Here is a 20,249-nt window from a genome sequence, read left to right on the forward strand (position 1 = left end):
CTTTTCCACAAATTCACACAAAGTTCATCTTCATGATTATCAAAGCAATTCGCTTGCCAGCGGGAGATGCTGATCGAGCAAACGTTTCAGCTCCTTTAGTTCTTCCGGTGTGCTGAGTGCACGCATGGGGATAAGAATTGCATGGTATGAACTGGTATAGAGGTAGTAACAGTCTTTAGTCTCCACTTTTTTTACGATCGCCTCCCAATTATAGCGGCTTTCCGAAGCGCTGTCCTTGTCGATAATGCCCTGATCATTCAAAGTAATCTCCGAAGTCTGCAGTATATGCTGGTTCTCTGCTTCTTTCAGCATGGCATTCACCCTGCTTTTGATGGAGCGTTTCACCAGAACGGGAACGATCAGCGCATAGATAAGACCGATAGCACTGAATACAAATACATCTACCAGCAATTCATGCCGGTTACGGTTGATATACACATAACCGGCCGCTATCAGGCCATAGAGGGCCAGTACGCGCATAAAGTACCTGAAACGGTAACTGCGCCGGTCGGGTGAGGACCAGCTGGTGTAATAATTGTATTCCAGGAATTCTTCCCGGCTGAGGTTGAATTGGAGCGTAAGCACTATTTTTTCCTGGCAGCCTTCTTAGGGGCAGCTTTTTTGGTGGCAGTTTTCTTGGCTGCGGCCTTCTTTGCCGGTTTGGAAAATGCATTGGGCACCTGAGCCTCGATCATCTTCTTTACATCCTCCAGCGAAATAGCAGCAGCTTCTTCAGCTGTGTATTTGCTGTCGTCCGCCTTCTTGCCCAGCTTCAGCATCTTCTTGCCGAATTTGATCAACGGACCCCAGCGGCCGTTCTCGATAGAGATCTTCTCTTCAGGCCAGTGCTGGATATAACGGTTGGCTTCCTTGCTTATCTTGGCTTCGATCAGCTCATTGATATCAGCCTGCGAAAGGTTATCGAAGTTGTAACGTTTAGGTACGTTGATGAACATTTCGTTCCATTTGATGAACGGGCCGAAACGCCCTTTCCCCTTTGTTACCCCCTTGCCTTCATACATGGCGACAGGAGCGTCTGCCTGTTGTTTTTCGCTGATCAGCTCGATGGCCCTTTCCAGCGAAACGTCCAGGGGATCTTCGCCACGGGGTATGGAAATGAATTGTTCTCCGAATTTAACGTACGGACCAAATCTTCCCACGTTCACCACCACTTCCTGCTCTTCATACGTGCCCAGTGTTTTCGGCAGTTTGAAAAGGTCCATGGCTTCTTCATAAGTGATGGTCTCGATGCTCTGATCACGTTTCAGGCTGGCGAATTTAGGCTTCTCTTCATCACTCACATCGCCGATCTGCACCATAGGACCAAAACGCCCCATCCTGGCAACGATCTTCTTACCACTCTCCGGATCCAGTCCCAGTTCACGCTCACCTTTGATGCGCTCTGCATTCACGATAGTATTGTCCACTTCCTTTTTGAAAGGAACATAAAAACTATCGATCATGGTGTTCCACTTCAGTTTGCCTGTTGCCACTTCATCGAACTCGTTCTCGATGCGGGCAGTGAAACCGTAGTCCATGATATCATCGAAATACTGTTTCAGGAAGTCTGTCACCACCAGTCCGAGATCGGAAGGGAAGAGCTTTGATTTCTCTGCACCTGTATTTTCAGATTCCGTGATCTTGCTGATATCATCATTCACCAGGCGGAAGATGCGGAACTCGCGTCTGGTACCTTCTTTATCGCGCTTCTCCACATAACCACGTTTCTGAATGGTGGAAATAGTAGGGGCGTAGGTAGAAGGTCGTCCGATCCCCAGTTCTTCCAGCTTCTTTACCAGCGAGGCTTCCGTGTAACGCGGTGAAGGTCTGCTGAAACGCTCGATGGCCTTCATTTCCTTCATCGGCAGTTGCTGACCTACAGCGAGTGGCGGCAGCATGCCTTCAGCCTGCTCATCATCATTGATATCTTCCTCATCGCGGTCTTCGCGATATACTTTCAGGAACCCTTCGAACTTCAGCACTTCACCGCTGGCACTGAGCTCTTCCTTATTAGTGGAGATGGAAATTTTTGCGATGGTCCTTTCCAGTTCCGCATCGGCCATCTGAGAGGCCATGGTGCGTTTCCAGATCAGCTCATATAATTTGCGGGTATCAGGATCGTCCACATTATGGTTGTCCATATAAGTAGGACGGATCGCTTCGTGCGCTTCCTGGGCCGACTGATTTTTATTCTTGTATTTGCGTGGCTGGTGGTAACGTTCTCCGTACTGGCTGATGATCTGGTTGCGGGCATCTCCCATGGCGGTATCGGAAAGGTTTACACTGTCCGTACGCATATAGGTGATCTTACCGCTTTCGTAGAGTTTCTGTGCCAGCTGCATGGTGCGGCTCACGGAGTAGCCGAACTTGCGGGAGGCTTCCTGTTGCAGGGTGGAAGTGGTGAAAGGCGGGGCGGGCGATTTACGGGCCGGTTTAACCTGCACATCGTTCACCTTGTAATCCGCGCCGATACAGCTTTTCAGGAAGCTTTCGGCATCGGAGGCGCCTGAGTATTTTTTGCCTTCGGCTGAAAACGTAACGGGCTTGCCGCTAAGATCGTTGGCAGTGAAGAGGGCTTCTATCTTGAAGGTGCTGGTAGCAGTGAAAGCATTGATCTCTCTTTCCCTTTCGGCAATGAGTCGAACCGCAACACTCTGCACACGTCCCGCACTGAGGTTGTTCTTCATGCTCATCTTGCGCCAGAGAACCGGGCTGAGCTCAAAACCCACGATCCTGTCCAACACGCGGCGTGCCTGCTGGGCATTTACCAGGTTCATGTCCACAGTACGCGGATTATCTACCGCCTTGCGGATGGCAGGCTTGGTGATCTCATGGAAAACAATCCGCTTTGTATTGCGTGGGTCCAGTCCGAGTACTTCGCAAAGGTGCCAGCTGATGGCTTCCCCTTCGCGGTCCTCATCCGTTGCCAGCCAGACCTCGTCGGATCTTTTGGCTAAAGTGCGTAACTCTTTAACAACCCGTTCCTTATCGTCTGGTATGATATATCTTGGTTGGTAATTGTTCTTGAGATCGATTCCCATATCGTCCTTCTCGAGGTCCCTGATATGGCCATAGCAACTCTTCACCTCGAAATCTGATCCCAGGATCTTTTCGATGGTTTTGGCTTTAGCAGGAGACTCCACTATCAGTAAATTCTTCGCCATACGTTGATTAAGCGGTTTAAAATAGGCCTGTTGGCGTGCAAGTTTAGTGTATAACGGTGAAAACAACAAATTGCTGCCAGCAGGGTGGGCAAGAACCGGGCCTGTTTTGGAAAGAAGTTGACCCCGGACAAGTGGTCTGATAATCAACGGGGAAACAGGTCAGGGCGACTGGCACTATGACAATTTTGCTAATTTTTTTCGGATGGGCCGCAAAGATCATAAGGTGAGCCCGGTCGCTCGCGTCCCCGCGAGTGACTTCAATTTGCTCGCTTCCGGCGAGTTCAGCGTTCGCCAGAGGCGAACCAATATAAGTAACTCGCCAGAGGCGAGCTACCGGGCACACTCTGAGCCTCCTTCCTTATAAATTCTGTAAAATGGAAAGTTTTTGAATTTTGAATCGGAATTTTCAGCATATTTGATACCATATTATTAATAACACTGAACACTTTCCCGGTTATATTCCCGCTCGGCGATGCCGCAGCATCATTTGATCTTGGCAACCGGTTGGATGAAGACCTGAACAGGAAAGTGATGGCAATGGCAGCATGGTTCGGGAATCATGCTTTTGAAGGGCTCAAAGACATCATACCGGCATATAGCTCCCTTACTGTTACTTACGATCCATTCCTTATCAAAACAACGTATCAGCCTCCTTCTACCGTTTTTGCATGGGTAAAGGAAAAGCTGGAAGAAGCTTATCACCAGTCCTCCGGAAATTCCGCAGTGCCATCTGCATTCCACCGGGTACCTGTTTGTTATGAACAGGAATATGCACCGGACCTGACGGCACTGGCCTTACAACTCAAAACAACCACAAAAGAAATCATCGCCCTGCATACAGCAGTGGTATACCGGGTATTCATGATCGGGTTCCTTCCCGGCTTTGCCTACCTGGGCTCAGTGGATGAGCGGATAGCCGCGCCACGTAAGCCGAAGCCATCCCCTGTGGCGGCAGGCAGCGTGGGCATAGCGGGTAAACAAACAGGCATCTATCCACTGAACAGTCCCGGCGGATGGAATATCATCGGCCGTATACCACTCAACATGTTCGATCCACAAGCCGAACAACCGGTTTGGATGAAGCCAGGTGATGAGATCCAGTTCTTCCCGATCACTGCCCGGGAATTCAGTACGTGGCAGTAACCAGTTTGGTTTAACGTTGATCCTTAACCGATATTAGTCCTGAACTCCAAACAATTCCTGCAATGTCCCTCACCATCATCAAACCAGGCCTTTGCGATACCATCCAGGATGCAGGCCGATCCGGTTTTGCCCATCTCGGCATCAATGCCGGGGGCGCTATGGACCCGTATGCCGCCGGTGTGGCCAACCTGCTGGCCGGCAATGCAAGAGGCGAAGCTGTAATGGAAGTCCATTTTCCCGGCCCGCAGATCCTCTTCGAGCAGAATGCACTGATCAGTATTACGGGAGGCGATTTCACCCCCATGCTCAACGATGAGCCCCTGCCACTCTGGAAACCTATTGTGGTCAGGAGAAACACCATCCTGCATTTCGATAAACTGCAGCAGGGCGCCCGCTGTTATATTGCTATCCATGGCGGCTTTTCCGTACAACCCTGGCTGGGCAGTTACAGTACCAACCTCAAAGCCGCCGCCGGTGGCCATGAAGGACGCATGCTGCGGAAAGGGGATGAGCTCAGCTTCCGCGAAAACACCATCTACTTTGCCGGACTGCTCCGCGAAGGAAGGGAATACCAGGTGCTCAACTGGCGGGTGGATATGCACCGCATATACCAGGATCCGCACGAGATCTGCTTCACCAAAGGCCATGAGTTCAACGATCTCTGTCCGAATTCACAGAAAGATCTTCTCCAGAATAATTTCATCATCCATCCGTTCTCCGACCGCATGGGCTACCGCCTCAAAGGCACTGCACTGAAACGCAAACATGATTCGGAACTCGTTTCTTCCGGGGTCAGCTTCGGCACCATCCAGTTGCTGCCAGACGGGCAACTGATAGTTCTCATGGCGGATCATCAGACCACCGGTGGCTATCCCCGTATCGGTCATGTGGTAAGCGCGCATCTTCCCAAGCTGGCGCAGTTACGGCCCAGTGATACCATCCAGTTCAGGTGCGTTGATCAGCAGACAGCTGAAGATTTATTATATTCACAGCAACAGGAAATGGTGATCCTTCAAAGGGCCTGCCATGATCACCTGAATGAACTGGTATGCTGAAAACTGATATCAACTGCGATATGGGCGAGAGCTCGCCATTATGGGATTATTCACTCGAAAGAGACCTGAGCATACTCCCTTTCATAAGTTCGGTTAATCTTGCCTGTGGGTACCATGCCGGTGATCCGGGTACCATGCATACCATGGTGGAAGCTGCTCTGAAGGCAGGCGTTGCCATCGGCGCTCATCCATCATTTCCCGACAGGGAGAATTTCGGGCGGAGCAATATGCAACTAACCCCTGAACAGATCTACGATATAGTGCTTTATCAGCTGGGAGCACTCAACGCCTTTCTGCAGGTAAACGGCGCTATCCTGCATCATGTAAAACCACATGGCGCACTGTACAATATGGCCGCCAAAGACCCCATCATGGCAAAGGCCATTGCAGATGCCGTGTATGATTTTGACGGATCACTGATCCTGTACGGACTGAGCGGCAGCGAGCTCATTGAAACCGGCAGACATGATTTCCTCTCCACCTGCAGCGAAGTGTTTGCAGACAGGACCTACCAGGACGATGGCAGCCTTACGCCACGCTCACACCCCGATGCCATGTTGCATTCACAGGAAGCCTCCGTTGCGCAGGTTTTGCAGATGGTGCAACAGCAGACGGTGCAGTCACTTTCCGGCAAGACCGTTCCCGTAAAAGCGGAAACCATTTGTATACATGGCGACGGGTCCGATGCCGTTTCTTTTGCAAAAGCTATACATAATGCTTTGTCAAGTGCCGGGATCGCTGTAACTTCTCCCGCTAAAATCTGACTGCTTGAGTTCTTCCAGTACTAAATCCGCCCTGCTGGGCGCAGCCTTCCTGATGGCAACATCCGCCATCGGTCCCGGTTTCATTACACAGACCACGGTATTCACTCAACAGTTGCTGACCAGTTTCGGCTTTGTGATCCTCATATCCATTCTGCTTGATATTGCGGGACAGCTGAATATCTGGCGCGTTATAACGGTATCGGGTATGCGCGCACAGGACCTGGCCAATAACCTGCTGCCGGGATCAGGATTTTTCCTGGCTGCACTGGTAGTATTGGGGGGAATGGCATTCAATATCGGTAATGTGGCAGGAGCGGGCATGGGTCTGGATATCCTGTTTCCGCTGGATGCAGATCCAACAAGGCCCGTTACCGGTGCCTGCCTCTCCGCTGCGCTGGCACTGGTGATCTTCTGGGTAAAGGAAGCAGGCAAGGCCATGGACTGGTTCACCAAAGTGCTGGGATTTGTAATGATCGGACTTACACTTTATGTAGCCATCGCATCACATCCTCCGGCAGGAGAAGCTGCGTTGAGGACCTTCGTTCCAACACAAATAAATACCACGGCTATCGTAACCCTGGTGGGTGGAACCGTAGGAGGTTATATCAGCTTTGCAGGCGCACACAGATTGCTGGATGCCGGTATCAGAGGGCAGGACAAACTGCCTCAGGTCACCAGAAGCAGTGTGAGTGCCATCCTCCTGGCATCAGCCATGCGGATCCTGCTCTTCCTGGCATCCCTGGGCGTAATTGCAAGCGGCGGCATACTGAACCCTGACAATCCTGCGGGCTCCGTGTTTCAGCTGGCTGCCGGACAAACCGGATATTATATTTTCGGGATCGTGCTCTGGGCCGCTTCCATCACTTCGGTAGTTGGCTCGGCTTATACCTCCATTTCCTTCCTGAGAACTTTCCATCCTTTCCTGGAAAAGAACTACAGGATGCTCACCACTATCTTTATCGTTTTTTCCGCTTTCATATTTGCCATGATGGGTAAGCCACCGGTGAAAGTGCTGGTACTGGCCGGTGCACTGAATGGACTGATCCTGCCTTTCGCCCTGGCGCTGATGCTGCTGGCTGTGTACAAACAAAAGCTGGTAGGAAAGTACAGGCACCCACTCTGGATGAGCTCAATGGGCTGGCTGGTAGTGGCAGTAATGACCTGGATGGGTGTCCGGACCATCATCGGGGACCTCGGCAAACTCTGGTGAATACACGCTGACAGAAGATTGCATCAGGGAATACCGCCTCCCATAAAATAATGGGCTGCTTTAGCTTTTCATTTACAATTAACGGCCTATTTTGCCGTTCAATAGTTCGTTCCTCCACTTCAACCACCAATATTCAGCATTTATACTCTTAACTCCGTGTTGCGTTAACTGAGCTCTTCCGGAGCACTAAAAACGTATTTACTATGACTGACAACAATCAGGGTCATCAGGGTGACTTGTATAATTACGAGTCGTTCGGTGCCGGTTCAACCCGTAAATCAGACAAGCGTTTTTTATGGTGGTGTGCAGGCGCACATCAGGATCTACTCAAACAATTTCCATCAGAGCACAGCAAGTACAGCGGGCTGGGAGGCGTGATACTCGCCACTTTTGTGCTGGCTTCCATCTCAGCCGGGTATGCTATTTACAGCGTTTTCGGTAGCTGGGGCTGGACCATTCTCTTTGGTCTCATCTGGGGCATCATCATCTTCAACTTCGACCGGTTCCTTGTTTCCACTATGCGCAAGTATGGCGTAAGCAAGCGAAAACAGGTTTGGATGGCCATTCCACGTGTATTCCTGGCATTACTCATTGGAGTCACCATTGCACGCCCGCTTGAACTGAAGATCTTTGAAAAGGAGATCGATACACAGGTAACAAAGAACCTGCACAAAAAAATGCAGGAGAACGACAGCCTGCTACGTATCGAACACCAGGTGCAGATTAATAATGCGCTAGCTGAGCGGGACCGGCTAAATGCCCGCAAGCTAGCTATCGAAGACACCCTGCACCGCCTGCAGGCTTCCTATATCCAGGAAGCGGATGGAACGGGCGGTTCACAACAACGCGGCATCGATCAGCTGGCCAGGCTGAAGATGGAAGCATTCAATACAGCGCTCTCGCAGTTCAAGCCGGAAATGAGTTCGCTTGATCAAAGCATAAAACAGCAGGACAGTCTCCTTGCAGCTACCAACACAGGGCTGGAAGCCAAACGAAAAGAATATGAAACTGCAGCAAAGAACAATATCGGTTTCCTGGAAAGAAACAAGGCGCTCAGCGACCTGGCAGGTGAGGAGAGCAGTGTATTCTGGACCAGCCTCTTGTTATCACTGCTGATCATTCTGATAGAAGTGGGCCCCATCCTTTCAAAGCTCATTATGCCCATCGGGCCTTATGATATAGCACTGGCTAAAGAAGAGCTCACAAGCATGGCCGCTGCGGAAAATGAAATGCGGAAAGACAAGGAACTTACTTCCGAACGCAAGCGCAGCTTCTACCGGAAGCAGAAAGAAATGAGCGATCAGCTGGTAGACAAACTCAGTGAGCTGCAGAAAAAACATATAGATGAAGAACTGGAAAAATGGGAGCGGGGCGAATGGAACCCGAAGGACCATCGTGCCAGCATGGACGAAGTGATGCGCAAACTGAAAGAGCGCTACCAGGTCAATGAAGACGATGTACTCTGAAAATAAGCGGTTACTGTAACAGGAAAAAGACCGCACCTATAGCCAGGAGAAAAACCAGGGTTGGCAGTATCGTTTTACTGCTGACCCTGTATTTTTCACGGGCTGACGGAAGCAGTAAAAAGATCAGGGACATTATAACCAGCAACAATGCAATACCGGGTGCAATGCTCATCATACCCATCCCGGTTGTTAATGTGAGGTATAAAAAATAACCGGCAATCACACCGATGATCAGCAGGAAAGGAACAGCCAGCATCCAGCCTAGCTGCTTTTGCCGAAGCAATCCCAACGCACCTGCTATTGCAATAAGGATAGAAGTGATATTCCTGATATGGCGGAACAATGCTGCCCTGTTTACCGTTATGGCGTCTGCATTTGAAGTAACATCACTTGATCTTGACGTGAACAGCTCCATTACAAACAGGATCATAAAAATGAGTCCAAGAACAAGTATGAATATCCCTGCGAATTTCTCGCGCCAGCTGAGTGGTTGCATAGGGTGCAAAATAAGAATTTCCTTTCGCAGTGCCCAGTCGCCCGCGTCCCCGTGAGTGACTTTTATTCCGTCGCCTGCGGCTACACGGTGTTCGCCGGGAGGCGAACAAATATTCCTCACTCGCCGGGAGGCGAGCGAGTGCTCCCCGATTACCGGGCACAGGCTGATTATTGCTGCTGCTCCAATTGCTTTTCAATCCCCGCAGCCAGCTGCCTGGCCCAGATCTCATACTCCTTTCCGGAAGGATGCAGGTTATCCGCCGCTACCAGGGTGCGGTCTGTTGCCGCCACCCGGGTTCCGGGAGTGATATCATAATAGTGAACATGATATTTATCTGCCAATACCTTATTGGCATTGTTGTAATCATCGATCTCACGCGCGATCTGTTCCCGGTCGCGGCCTTCAGCGAAAGGAGTAACGCCCCAGTCCGGTATGGATAATACAAAAACATGTTCCGGGTGATTGCCTGCAAACCCGATGGCCTGCTTCAGCAGGGATTCAAACTCTTCTTCATACTGGGAAGCCGAACGGCCGCGATACTGGTTATTGACCCCGATCAGCAGGGAAACCATATCGTATTGCTTCCGCAGCAGGGTACTGTCGATCCCTTTTTGCAACTCATCCGTGGTCCAGCCGGTTTTGGCTACGATCTCAGGTGCATGGAAGTCGTGCCCCGAACGGCGCAATAACTGAACGGTCTGATACGGGAAATTTTCGGCCACAGCTACACCTTCTCCAATGGTATATGAATCGCCGAGCGCAAGATAGGTATGAGAAATTGCCAACATACTGGGTGTTAATGTGGCTGGAAAAATAAGGAAACTAATGTAAAGCAGGAGACACTTTCTTCGCATACCTGAATCTTTTCTTAACTTATATACGTAAATTGTCTAAGAATTGATTTGCCCTCCCTTTACCCCTTACAACAATAATTCCTAATCTCTGCACTCGTTTTTATTCGTACCCTGTCCCTTTTTAACTCCCCCTCGTACAGGTCAGCTACAAAAAAATCCGGGAGATTATCACTTTTGTAATAGTCTTCCGGACTTTTGAAAAATCCAATATGTTGTGATGCCAGGCTATTGCTGCATACCCTGCATGCCGTTCTGCATGCCTTCCTGCTCGCCCTTGGTATTCTTTCTCTTGAAAAGACCAACATCAAATTTGCCGAAGCGGTAGCTGAAGTTTACACGCACGATCTGCGGATCACGACGTCTGAAATCGTCCTGCACAAAACCATCCGCTTCAGAATGCACCAGGTTACGGCGCGTACGAAGCACATCACTCCAGTTGATGGAGATGGATGCCGTATTCTTTTTGATCTGGAAGTCTTTTTTCAGTCCCAGGTCCATACCATAATTGTCATCGATATATCCCTGTGTAGTGGATACCGGTCCACCACCGAAACCACCTCCGCCGCCGCCAAAGCCGCGTCCACCCTGACCGCTGTTGCTGGTGCTCACGGGCAGTGCACTGCGACTCTGATAATCACCGCTCAGCTGGAAACTCCATCCCTTACCGAACTTGAAAGTATGGTTGGTTTTCACGTTCCAGGAGGTGCGCTCATTCTCCAGGTTCTTCACCACATTATCCCCTTCTATCTTTGAATAATAGATATTGGTGTTGAAATTCATCTCCCACCATTTGGTCCAGTTATTACGGAAGATCAGCTCCAGGCCGCTCGCATACGCGTTGCTGGCGTTCACCCAGGTAGAGATATAAGCGGAATCCCCGCTGCCGCCCAGCTGTTGCCAGTTCTGGTAACGGCTGATAAGATTGGTGGTGTATTTTCCGAAGAGAGTTGCCAGGAAGGTATGGTTCTTCTCGCCGTAAGTTTTTTGATAACTCAATTCCAGTGAATGAGTGAACTCGGGTTTCAGGTCCGGGTTACCGGTCTGGTAGTTGAGCGGATCCGTGTAATCCGTATTTGGCATCAGCTGAAAGAAATTCGGACGGTTGATCCTGCGGCTGTAATTCAGTTGCAGGTCCTGCCTGTTTTCAAAACTGCGCGTTAAGAATACGGATGGAAACAGACTGATCGGAAAATCGTTGGAATAGCTGCCTTTACCGATCTGCTTTCCATCGTAACTGGAACTCTCTGCTCTCAGTCCTACCTGGTAGCTGAAATTATCTTTAACTTTTTGAGAGAAAGTAGCATATCCCGCATATACATAATCGGTATACTCGAATTCATTGCTGAGCTCAGGTTTATAACTTCCATCGAGGTAGTTCAGCTGCCTGCTCTCGAAATTCCTGATCTGTGCCCGCAGCCCGGCTTCCCATTTCATTTTATCATTGATGGGATTTATATAATCCGTTTGTGCAACCAGAGAATTATTCTTGCCACCACCTGCTGTCGTTTGTACAAAAACAGGGCTCACGCCGTTCTGCTGAAGGGGATCATCGAAGTACTGGTAACGGATATTTGTACCGTTATCGTTCTTGCTGGTATTGAAGTTTACATCTGCCGTCAGTTCTTTGCCGGGTTTGGCGAAGTTGTGTTTGTATGCGAGCTGTGTGCCGTAGTTGCGGAAATTATTGTCGTTTCCGTTGATGCGGCGCTGAGAGAGGAATGCATTACTTACGCCCAGGGTATCAGTGTTGATATTCTGATTATTGGCGCCGTTGAAATTACCGTTCACGATGGATTGTGAAAGGGTGATGGTATTGCGGTTGTCGATGAAGTAATCAAGACCGATCCTTCCGAAAGCGAAACTTCCATCGAACGCTCCCTTGCTTTCCTGATCCGTGGAAACTGTTTTGCCACGTTCTTCACTCAGCCTGTCCATTTCACCCCAGCTCTTCGATTTGCGCTGGTTGTAATTTCCATTGGCAAATAAATTCACTTTACCCTGGCGCATATTGATATCTCCACCGCCATTGAAACGGCCGCGGGAGTCTACGCCGGCCCGGACACTGCCGCTATAGCCAGCCTTTCTGTTCTTTTTTAAAACGATATTGATGATCCCGCTCTGTCCGCCACTTGCATCGTATTTAGCGGATGGGTTGGTAATCAGTTCAACGGTGGCGATGGCGTCCGCAGGGATCTGATCGAGCGAGAGGGTAGTGGGTCTTCCATCTACAAAGATGGTGGGCGCCGCATTGCGGAGGCTCACGTTTCCGTCTATGTCTACGTTCACGCTGGGTACATTGCGCATTACATCGATGGCGGAACCACCGGCGGCATTGATATTTTTCTCAACGTTGATGATCTTTCTGTCGATCCCCATCTGAATGAGGGGTTTGGAAGCGGTGACTGTAACGGCGTCCAGGCTTTGAGCATCCTGCTCCAGTTTGATATTACCCAGGTCTTTGTCAACGGCGTTCATGGCCTGGCTCATATCCTGGCCAGGGGTCATTTTGAGGTCGAAATTCACTTTCTGGTCGATGGTCTTGTAACCGATGGCCGTGATAGTCAAACGGAACTGACCGAAGATAGGGAGGTTTTCCAGGCTGAAATCGCCATTGGAACGGCTGAGCATGCCGGCGAGTATGGTATCTTTTCTTTTGCGGGAAGCGGAATCGAATTTGGTGCCGATCAGTTGAATGGAAGCCGCTTCGAGACCTTTATTGGTTTTTCCATCCACCACTTTCCCGTAAAAATGTCCGATGGCCGGCACCTGACCGCCGCCTCTGCGGGCGCCTCCGCCCATGCCGCCCATTCCGGGCATTTGTGCAAAACTGGCTATACTACTAATGATAATGACCGAGGTCAGTAGAAATAATCTCATGATAATGTGGAATATGTACGGTTAGACGTAAAATAACCAACCGGCTTGCGAAGGGTTCGTTCAATTTGATGAGCGGTAAGGGATCAGGCGAAAGCCAGGAAAATCAGGACTTGAATGATTCCCGTAACCAGGCCTATGCCGGCGCCCGTCAGCTCAAAGCTCCGGAGTTGCCTGGCCAGTTGCTGCCTGATGGCGGTTTCAACCTTTGCAGGAGAGAGGGAAGCGATCTTCTGGCTGACCATCTTTTCTACATCCAGGTCGGAACGCAGGTTCTTTGCATAACTCTGCATGAGTTGGGGGAAGATCTCTTCCAGTTCTTTCATGAAGATCTCTTTCAGCTGGCTAATGGTTTTCTCTCCAATGAACATACTGATCATGGGAAAAGCCTGTCCCAGCTTGTTCCTGAGGAAATGATCGATATGTCCTTCCACCTGTGGCATGATCTTCTGAATGGCTTCGGGCCCGGAGATCTTTTGTTCAATTGCATCGAAGTCAACGAATGCAGCAGCGGCTTCTCCTGCCAGTACCGCCACTTTGGGTTGTTGTTGGGGCAGAATGCGTTTGAGCAGGGTATTCACTACCATGCGGTTTCCAAGCCATCCGATAAATGCGCCGACAACAGGAACAAGAATAAGCCACCAGTTCATATGATCATAGTTTTAAGTACAACGAAAAACGGTGAAACTCTCAGAAGAATTTCACCGTTTACTTAAGTGGGTACCCAACCGGGTTCGAACCGGCGACCCTCAGAACCACAATCTGATGCTCTAACCAGCTGAGCTATGGGTACCATTTGGGACTGCAAATGTAGAGCAAAAATAAATTCCACCAAAAAAACTTGTTTATTTTTTTGATTCACAGTGTGCTAGGTACTTTTTATTGGGGCTGGGATGCTGTTTCCACCTGCATTTGGCTGTAACCGGAGGCATACGGGCCATTCACCAACCGCAGTATGCAAACCAACAGCCAGGTGTTAAGAAGGAAGTGATCATATGAATGTACACGGTGTGCTATATCTGAATGTTTTACCCGATCGGGAGATCCTCAATGCATATTGTTTTTAATTGGTAATTCAGCGGGAAAAACAACGCTGGATGGCGGGATTTTTCCCGCTGTTCTTCACAAGGGCACGCGTAGCATTGTGGTGATAAATATACCGGTAACGAATAATCGAAATATCCGTACTGGTACTGATTTTTTTAAAGATTATCATCAAATATTTTGTAACCCCAGGGGTTACGCCTACCTTTATGATCGTATCAATAAAACACAAAGGACTGCAGTTGTTCTGGGAGAAGAATGATGCTTCGAAGCTGCCGCATGCCTATGTCAAAAAGATCCGGGCATGCCTGGATCTCCTGAACCGGTCCGGTAATCTTTCTGAGCTGAGAAACAGAAGACGTTATCGTCTTCATCAATTATCAGGAAGCCTTATAGATTACTGGGCCATCACTGTATCAGGTAATGACCGGATCATTTTCAAATTTGAGAATGGCAACGTTTACCTCCTGAACTATCTTGATTACCATTAAACATCAGAATATATGCCACAAAAACCATTGAAGCGGGGCATGGCGCCCTCACACCCGGGCGAAGGGCATCTCCGCGAATTGCTGGAAGACTGGGAGATCACCATTACCGAAGGAGCCAGGCTTCTCGAGATCAGTCGCAAAACATTATCCGAAATTGTCAATGGCAAAGCTTCCATTACACCGGTTATGGCCTTGCGCCTCGAAAAACTGTGGGGCATCCGCGCAGAAACATGGCTTGGTATGATGAACGACTATGATCTCTGGTTCGGCCGCCAATCAGGAAAATTTGATCATATCAAACCAGTAAAGGCCCCAAAACCAAAAGCTTCCGCCCGCTGATCCTTCCGTACTGCCTTTGTTAATATTGTTTTCTCCCCGCAACAACCCAACCTAATTATCGTTATTTTTGGTACCAATGACCAAAGTATTCAAGAATATGTTTAATAAAAGGAATCTGCCCGTTGTGTTGATCCTGGTTGGCCTCGGGGTATTTGTAGCTTTCCGTACCCTCGGACTCAATGGTGGTGGCAAGAAAGATGAAACAAAGAATGAAAAGATCCTTCATACAGTAGGAGAGATGCTTACTCAAATTCACTTCAGCCCCCGCAAAGTGGACGACGCCTTCTCCAAAGAGATCTTCAGGAAATACCTCGGAGAAAAGATCGATGACCAGAAGAATATCCTGCTCGCCTCCGATGTGGAAGAGCTGAGAAAAGCATATGAAACCAAACTGGATGACGAGATCAACGGCGGATCCGTTCATTTCGTTCCCGCAGTAAGCCTGATCTTCAAAAAACGTATTGCCGAAGCGGAAGCAGTCTATAAAGAGATCCTCGCCAAACCATTTGATTTCTCCAAAGAAGAAAACGTAAACCTCAGCACCGAAAAGGCTGAATTCCCCAAAACTCCGGCAGATCGCCAGGAAGCCTGGAGGAAACGCCTGAAATATATGGCGCTCGAGCGCTATGCGGAAGGCGTGTCAGAACGCGAAAAGAACAGCGGCAAAGCCGGCTATGTGAAAAAGACCGACGCCGAACTGGAAGCAGATGCCCGCGAAAGAGTGCTCAAGATCCTGAACAGAAGCTTCGACCGTCTCAAAAATAAAGTCACCGACGACGATCGTTTCAATGAATATGTGAAAACAGTGTCTGAGTCCATGGACCCGCACACCACCTTCTTCCCGCCAGTTGACAAGCGCTACTTTGATGAGCAGATGAGCGGCCAGTTCTTCGGGATCGGCGCCTCCCTCCGCGATGAGGACGGCTTTATCAAGATCGTTACCCTGGTAGCCGGCAGCCCGGCCTGGAAATCAGGCCAGTTCAATGTAGGTGATATCATCTTCAAGGTGGCGGAAGGAAAAGACGGGGAGTGGGTGGACCTCACCGGTTATATCGTGGAAGACGCCGTGAAACTGATCCGTGGTAAAAAAGGCTCCGAAGTGCGTCTCACCCTGAAAAAGACTGATGGTTCACTGAAAGTGGTGACCCTGATCCGGGATAAGATCCTGCAGGATGAGACCTTTGCCAGGAGCGTGGTGATCAACACCGAGCGTGGTAAAGTAGGTATGATCTACCTCCCTGAGTTCTATGCCAATTTCGACGATCCCCAGGGCGCCCGTTGCTCTGAAGACGTTCGCAAAGAGATCATCAAACTCAAAGAGCAGAAAGTGGATGGCATCATCATGGACCTCCGTAATAACGGCGGCGGCTCCCTTTATGATGTGGTGCAGATGGTAGGCCTCTTCATCGAAGGCGGCCCGATTGTTCAGGTGAAAGACCGAGACGGTAAACAACCCCAGGTGTATTTCGACCGGGATAAATCCGTTCTGTATGATGGTCCTCTCGCTGTAATGGTGAATGAGTTCAGCGCATCAGCTTCTGAGATCTTCGCAGCCGCCATCCAGGATTATGACCGTGGACTGATCATTGGCAGCACCTCCACTTACGGCAAAGGAACAGTACAACGCAATATAGGTCTGGATAAAACAATGGGCATGCTGGACGCCAACAGCGATCTCGGCACCCTAAAGGTGACCTTACAGAAATTCTACCGTATCAACGGCGGTTCCACCCAGCTTCGTGGAGTGAGCTCCGATATCACCCTGCCCGATATCTACGAGTTCTCCAAACTCCGTGAGAAAGACAATGAGGATGCACTGCCCTGGGACGAGATCCAGAAAGCCAGCTACAGCCGCTGGAAATACGGACTTGACCTGGCGCCCATTCAAAAGGCCAGCGAAGCAAGGCTGAAAGGCAATGATGCCTTCAACCTGATCCGCACCAATGCAGAATGGCTCACCAAGCAGAATGATAAAGTGGTTTCTCTCAACCTCACTAAATACCAGGACGAACAAAAACAGATCAAAGCTACCGTTAAGCAGATCGAAACCCTCAGCAAGTCTTCTCATGAACTGGATGCCCAGGCCCTCACGGAAGACCTGAAGAAATATGAAAGCGATACAGCCAAACTGGAACGCTTCAAATTATGGGTGAAGAACCTGCGCACCAACGATATTTATCTCAATGAAGCAGTGAATGTGGTGAATGATATGATCGTACAGAAGAACCTTGTTTACAGCGGTAAATAATCATTAACCATTTTGTTTTCATGAGCATTTTAGCGCATTTCAAAGCGGTCACTACTTTTATATTCGATATGGACGGTGTGCTGACTGACGGCACACTCATGATCCTTGACAATGGTCAATTCATCAGGCGCATGCATATCAAGGATGGATATGCGCTTCAGCTGGCCGTGAAAAAAGGATACAGGGTTGCCGTGATTTCGGGCAGCACCTCCGATCCTGCGGTTATCCGTCTGGGAAAGTTAGGCATCACCGATATATTCATGGGCGTGCACAACAAACCGGAAGTATTCCGTCAATACCTTGCCCAACACGGGCTTCAGCCTGCTGAAGTACTTTATATGGGTGACGATATCCCCGATCTTGGTGTGATGAAACTGGTGGGAATGCCCTGCGCGCCAGCCGATGCCGTAACAGAGATCAGGCAGGCAGCACGGTTCATATCCAACCACCCTGGCGGAATGGGATGCGTGAGAGAAGTGATAGAGCGCGTTATGAAACTGAATGATCACTGGGACCTCGACACAGATGTGGCGAGTAAATAGTTCTTTCTTATCTTAGCGTTGCATGAAACTTCTGGTCGCATTTTTTAAGCTCGTCAGAACCCTGAACCTCCTGTTCATAGCGGTTACCCAGTTGTTGTTTTACTATTGCGTGGTGAAGCCTGTATTTGTGCAGGCCAATGCTATACTGCCACTGACATTACCACTTTTTCTTACCTTGATGATTGCTTCTGTGCTCATTGCAGCAGGCGGTTATATCATCAATGATTATTTCGACAGGAATATCGACCAGGTGAACAAACCCGGCAAACTGGTGGTGGAAAAGATCATCAACCGCCGCTGGGTGATCTGGTGGCATATGGTCCTTTCCGTGGCCGGCATCCTGCTCAGCGCCATTGTTGCCTGGAAAACACGAGCGTGGTGGCTTGCATTTGTGAATATAGGTTGTGTGATAGCCCTCTGGTTCTATTCCACCAACTTCAAACGCAAATTGTTATCAGGTAATATCCTGATCTCCCTGCTCACTGCCTGGGTGGTACTGGTTGTTGGTTTCCTCAGTCATTTCATGGCCAATATACATCCCGATATCTGGCTTGGTTACAATGCTTCCAAGCTCTTACGCCTGACCTTTCTCTACGGAGGATTCGCGTTTATCATATCCCTGATCCGTGAAGTGATCAAGGATATTGAAGATATGCATGGAGACGCCCGTTACGGCTGCCGCACCATGCCCATCGTATGGGGTGTCCAAAGCAGCAAAGTATTCATTGCTACCTGGATGGTGGTGCTGATAGCGGCCCTGGTGATCGTTCAGGCATATACGTTACCATTCAAATGGTGGTGGTCCATAGTATATTGCATGCTGCTGGTGATCTTTCCCTTGCTCTATATCTTCCGGAAACTCTTTACCGCCACCACCCCAAAGGATTTTCACAACCTGAGCAACTGGGTTAAATTTGTGATGGCAACCGGCATCTTTTCGATGATATTCTTTAAAATCTATTTCTGATGACGCAGGTAAACAGTGTAGTGCTGGCTTCACAGAGCCCACGCCGCAAACAATTACTGGAATGGGCCGAAGTGAATTTCGATATTATTGCCCCGGTAACGGAAGAGGATTATCCTGCCGGAATGCCCACAGAGCAGATTCCCGTTCATATTGCGCGGAACAAAGCCCTGGCGGTAAAGAACGGCTACGACTACAACCGCTATGATATCAAAAGCCCGATCGTGGCTGCAGATACAGTAGTGGTGCTGAATAACGAGATCATCGGCAAGCCGGAAAACCGGAACGATGCTGTTCGCATACTCACGGCCCTCTCCGGGAAACGCCACCAGGTGATCACCGGCGTGGTGATCCTGAACGGCGAAAAAGAACTGGCTTTTGCCGATATCACATCCGTGTGGTTCCATGAGCTCTCACAGGAACAGATTGAATTTTATGTTGATAAATATGAGCCGTACGATAAGGCCGGCGCCTATGCCATCCAGGAATGGATCGGCGTTACAGGCATCAAAAGCATCGAAGGGGATTTCTACAATGTGATGGGGCTGCCCGTTAGCCGGGTGCTGCAGGCATTGCAGACGCTCTGAAACAAGAGAAAAGCCGGATCAGTACAGGTGTAACCCATTCGTTCACCTGATTACCCTGATCATGCAGGAAAGATTATTGCAATTCATCTGGCAGTTCCGTTATTTCAATTACCATCAGTTATCGCTCACCAATGGCATGAAGCTGGAAGTGCTGCATCCCGGTACACTGAACCATAACCAGGGACCGGATTTCCAGCAGGCCCGTATCCGTATCGATGGCATCATCTGGGTGGGGCAGGTGGAATTGCATATCCACAGCTCCGACTGGTTTGTGCATGCGCATCACCATGATGCCCTTTACCGCAACGTTATCTTACATGTAGTATGGGAAGATGATATCGGCAATCCCGAAGATCCCGTACCGGTGCTTACCTTGCAGGACCGTGTTCCGAAATTCCTTTTACATCAGTATGAAGCATGGATGCGTAGCCGGCAGTTCATTCCCTGTCAGTCTGAGTTACATAAAGTGAACAGCCTGGTCTTTTCTGCCTGGAAAGACCGGTTACTGGTAGAGCGCTTACAACGCAAAACAACCAGGGTATTCACTTTCATGAACAATACACGTCACCACTGGGAGGAAACTTTCTGGTGGATGCTGGCCCGCAATTTTGGGATGAAAGTGAACGCAGACGCTTTTGAATCCATTGCCGGCACATTGCCCTTCAGCCTGATACGGCGGCACAGGAAAAACCTGTTTCAGCTGGAAGCGTTGCTGCTTGGGCAGGCCAATTTACTGAACGAACAATTCAGGGAAGAATATCCCAGGCAGCTGAAAAGGGATTATGAATTCTACCGGACCAAGTACAGCCTTCGCTGCACGCATATGCCGGTGTACTTCCTGAGAATGCGGCCACCGGCCTTTCCCACGGTTAGATTATCACAACTGGCCATGCTGCTGCATACCACGGAGCACCTGTTTCAGCAGGTACTGGAAACGGACAAACCGGAACCGCTTCGGTCATTGCTCAACGTTACTGCCTCTTCCTTCTGGGATGATCATTATACGCT

The 20,249-nt window shown here is 49.5% G+C and carries 18 protein-coding genes and 1 tRNA gene; 12 read left to right on the forward strand and 7 right to left on the reverse strand.

Annotated features, from left to right (window positions below; translation table 11 throughout):
• Window positions 1-39: 39 nt before the first annotated feature.
• A complete protein-coding gene (locus ACTHMC_RS11125) occupies window positions 40-585 on the reverse strand; it encodes a YcxB family protein (protein WP_440413192.1) in 546 nt (181 codons plus the stop codon).
• Window positions 585-3,164 (reverse strand): type I DNA topoisomerase, encoded by a 2,580-nt coding sequence (gene topA, locus ACTHMC_RS11130; RefSeq protein ID WP_440413193.1) that lies wholly within the window; start codon window positions 3,162-3,164, stop codon window positions 585-587. The genes ACTHMC_RS11125 and topA overlap by 1 nt, the downstream gene beginning before the upstream one ends.
• 456 nt (window positions 3,165-3,620) lie before the next feature.
• Between topA and pxpB the strand changes: the two genes are divergently transcribed.
• From pxpB to ACTHMC_RS11155, 5 genes are all read left to right on the forward strand, one after another.
• Complete coding sequence (gene pxpB / locus ACTHMC_RS11135) at window positions 3,621-4,307, forward strand: 5-oxoprolinase subunit PxpB (protein ID WP_440413209.1); 687 nt, start codon at window positions 3,621-3,623, stop codon at window positions 4,305-4,307.
• A gap of 62 nt (window positions 4,308-4,369) precedes the next feature.
• Window positions 4,370-5,362, forward strand: a complete 993-nt coding sequence (locus tag ACTHMC_RS11140) for a biotin-dependent carboxyltransferase family protein (RefSeq protein WP_440413194.1) — start codon at window positions 4,370-4,372, stop codon at window positions 5,360-5,362.
• Window positions 5,356-6,126 carry a LamB/YcsF family protein gene (locus ACTHMC_RS11145; protein ID WP_440413195.1) on the forward strand — a complete coding sequence of 257 codons (771 nt, stop codon included), beginning with the start codon at window positions 5,356-5,358 and terminating at the stop codon, window positions 6,124-6,126. Before ACTHMC_RS11140 ends, ACTHMC_RS11145 begins: the two co-directional genes overlap by 7 nt.
• 4 nt (window positions 6,127-6,130) lie before the next feature.
• The gene (locus ACTHMC_RS11150; RefSeq protein ID WP_440413196.1) at window positions 6,131-7,336 is read left to right on the forward strand and encodes an NRAMP family divalent metal transporter; all 1,206 of its coding nucleotides are present in this window, start codon (window positions 6,131-6,133) and stop codon (window positions 7,334-7,336) included.
• A gap of 203 nt (window positions 7,337-7,539) precedes the next feature.
• The gene (locus tag ACTHMC_RS11155) at window positions 7,540-8,802 is read left to right on the forward strand and encodes a DUF4407 domain-containing protein (RefSeq protein WP_440413197.1); all 1,263 of its coding nucleotides are present in this window, start codon (window positions 7,540-7,542) and stop codon (window positions 8,800-8,802) included.
• A 10-nt stretch (window positions 8,803-8,812) separates the two neighbouring features.
• On the opposite strand, the gene ACTHMC_RS11160 is transcribed toward ACTHMC_RS11155, so the two are convergent.
• The 5 genes from ACTHMC_RS11160 to ACTHMC_RS11180 form a co-directional block, all read right to left on the reverse strand.
• Window positions 8,813-9,298 carry a hypothetical protein gene (locus ACTHMC_RS11160; RefSeq protein WP_440413198.1) on the reverse strand — a complete coding sequence of 162 codons (486 nt, stop codon included), beginning with the start codon at window positions 9,296-9,298 and terminating at the stop codon, window positions 8,813-8,815.
• A 167-nt stretch (window positions 9,299-9,465) separates the two neighbouring features.
• Window positions 9,466-10,086, reverse strand: a complete 621-nt coding sequence (locus tag ACTHMC_RS11165; protein WP_440413199.1) for an SGNH/GDSL hydrolase family protein — start codon at window positions 10,084-10,086, stop codon at window positions 9,466-9,468.
• A gap of 291 nt (window positions 10,087-10,377) precedes the next feature.
• On the reverse strand, window positions 10,378-13,029 hold the full coding sequence (locus tag ACTHMC_RS11170) for a TonB-dependent receptor domain-containing protein (protein WP_440413200.1): 2,652 nt from the start codon (window positions 13,027-13,029) through the stop codon (window positions 10,378-10,380).
• Window positions 13,030-13,112: 83 nt separating this feature from the next.
• Window positions 13,113-13,676 (reverse strand): DUF445 domain-containing protein, encoded by a 564-nt coding sequence (locus tag ACTHMC_RS11175; protein WP_440413201.1) that lies wholly within the window; start codon window positions 13,674-13,676, stop codon window positions 13,113-13,115.
• Between the two features lie 69 nt (window positions 13,677-13,745).
• A tRNA-His gene (locus tag ACTHMC_RS11180) sits at window positions 13,746-13,819 on the reverse strand.
• A gap of 460 nt (window positions 13,820-14,279) precedes the next feature.
• Here ACTHMC_RS11180 and ACTHMC_RS11185 point away from each other — a divergent pair.
• The 7 genes from ACTHMC_RS11185 to ACTHMC_RS11215 form a co-directional block, all read left to right on the forward strand.
• Window positions 14,280-14,561 (forward strand): type II toxin-antitoxin system RelE/ParE family toxin, encoded by a 282-nt coding sequence (locus tag ACTHMC_RS11185; protein WP_440413202.1) that lies wholly within the window; start codon window positions 14,280-14,282, stop codon window positions 14,559-14,561.
• 12 nt (window positions 14,562-14,573) lie between these two features.
• Window positions 14,574-14,900, forward strand: a complete 327-nt coding sequence (locus ACTHMC_RS11190) for a HigA family addiction module antitoxin (protein ID WP_440413203.1) — start codon at window positions 14,574-14,576, stop codon at window positions 14,898-14,900.
• A 76-nt stretch (window positions 14,901-14,976) separates the two neighbouring features.
• The gene (locus ACTHMC_RS11195; protein WP_440413204.1) at window positions 14,977-17,148 is read left to right on the forward strand and encodes a carboxy terminal-processing peptidase; all 2,172 of its coding nucleotides are present in this window, start codon (window positions 14,977-14,979) and stop codon (window positions 17,146-17,148) included.
• A 20-nt stretch (window positions 17,149-17,168) separates the two neighbouring features.
• Window positions 17,169-17,690 carry a KdsC family phosphatase gene (locus tag ACTHMC_RS11200; RefSeq protein ID WP_440413205.1) on the forward strand — a complete coding sequence of 174 codons (522 nt, stop codon included), beginning with the start codon at window positions 17,169-17,171 and terminating at the stop codon, window positions 17,688-17,690.
• 22 nt (window positions 17,691-17,712) lie between these two features.
• Entirely contained in the window at window positions 17,713-18,657 is a 945-nt protein-coding gene (locus ACTHMC_RS11205) for a geranylgeranylglycerol-phosphate geranylgeranyltransferase (protein WP_440413206.1), read from the forward strand.
• On the forward strand, window positions 18,657-19,241 hold the full coding sequence (locus tag ACTHMC_RS11210) for a Maf family protein (RefSeq protein WP_440413207.1): 585 nt from the start codon (window positions 18,657-18,659) through the stop codon (window positions 19,239-19,241). Before ACTHMC_RS11205 ends, ACTHMC_RS11210 begins: the two co-directional genes overlap by 1 nt.
• Before the next feature lie 61 nt (window positions 19,242-19,302).
• Window positions 19,303-20,249 (forward strand): DUF2851 family protein (locus ACTHMC_RS11215; protein ID WP_440413208.1); only part of this gene is annotated, 947 nt, incomplete at its 3' end.

The sequence above is a fragment of the Pseudobacter sp. genome (assembly GCF_051955275.1).
GTDB lineage: Bacteria > Bacteroidota > Bacteroidia > Chitinophagales > Chitinophagaceae > Pseudobacter.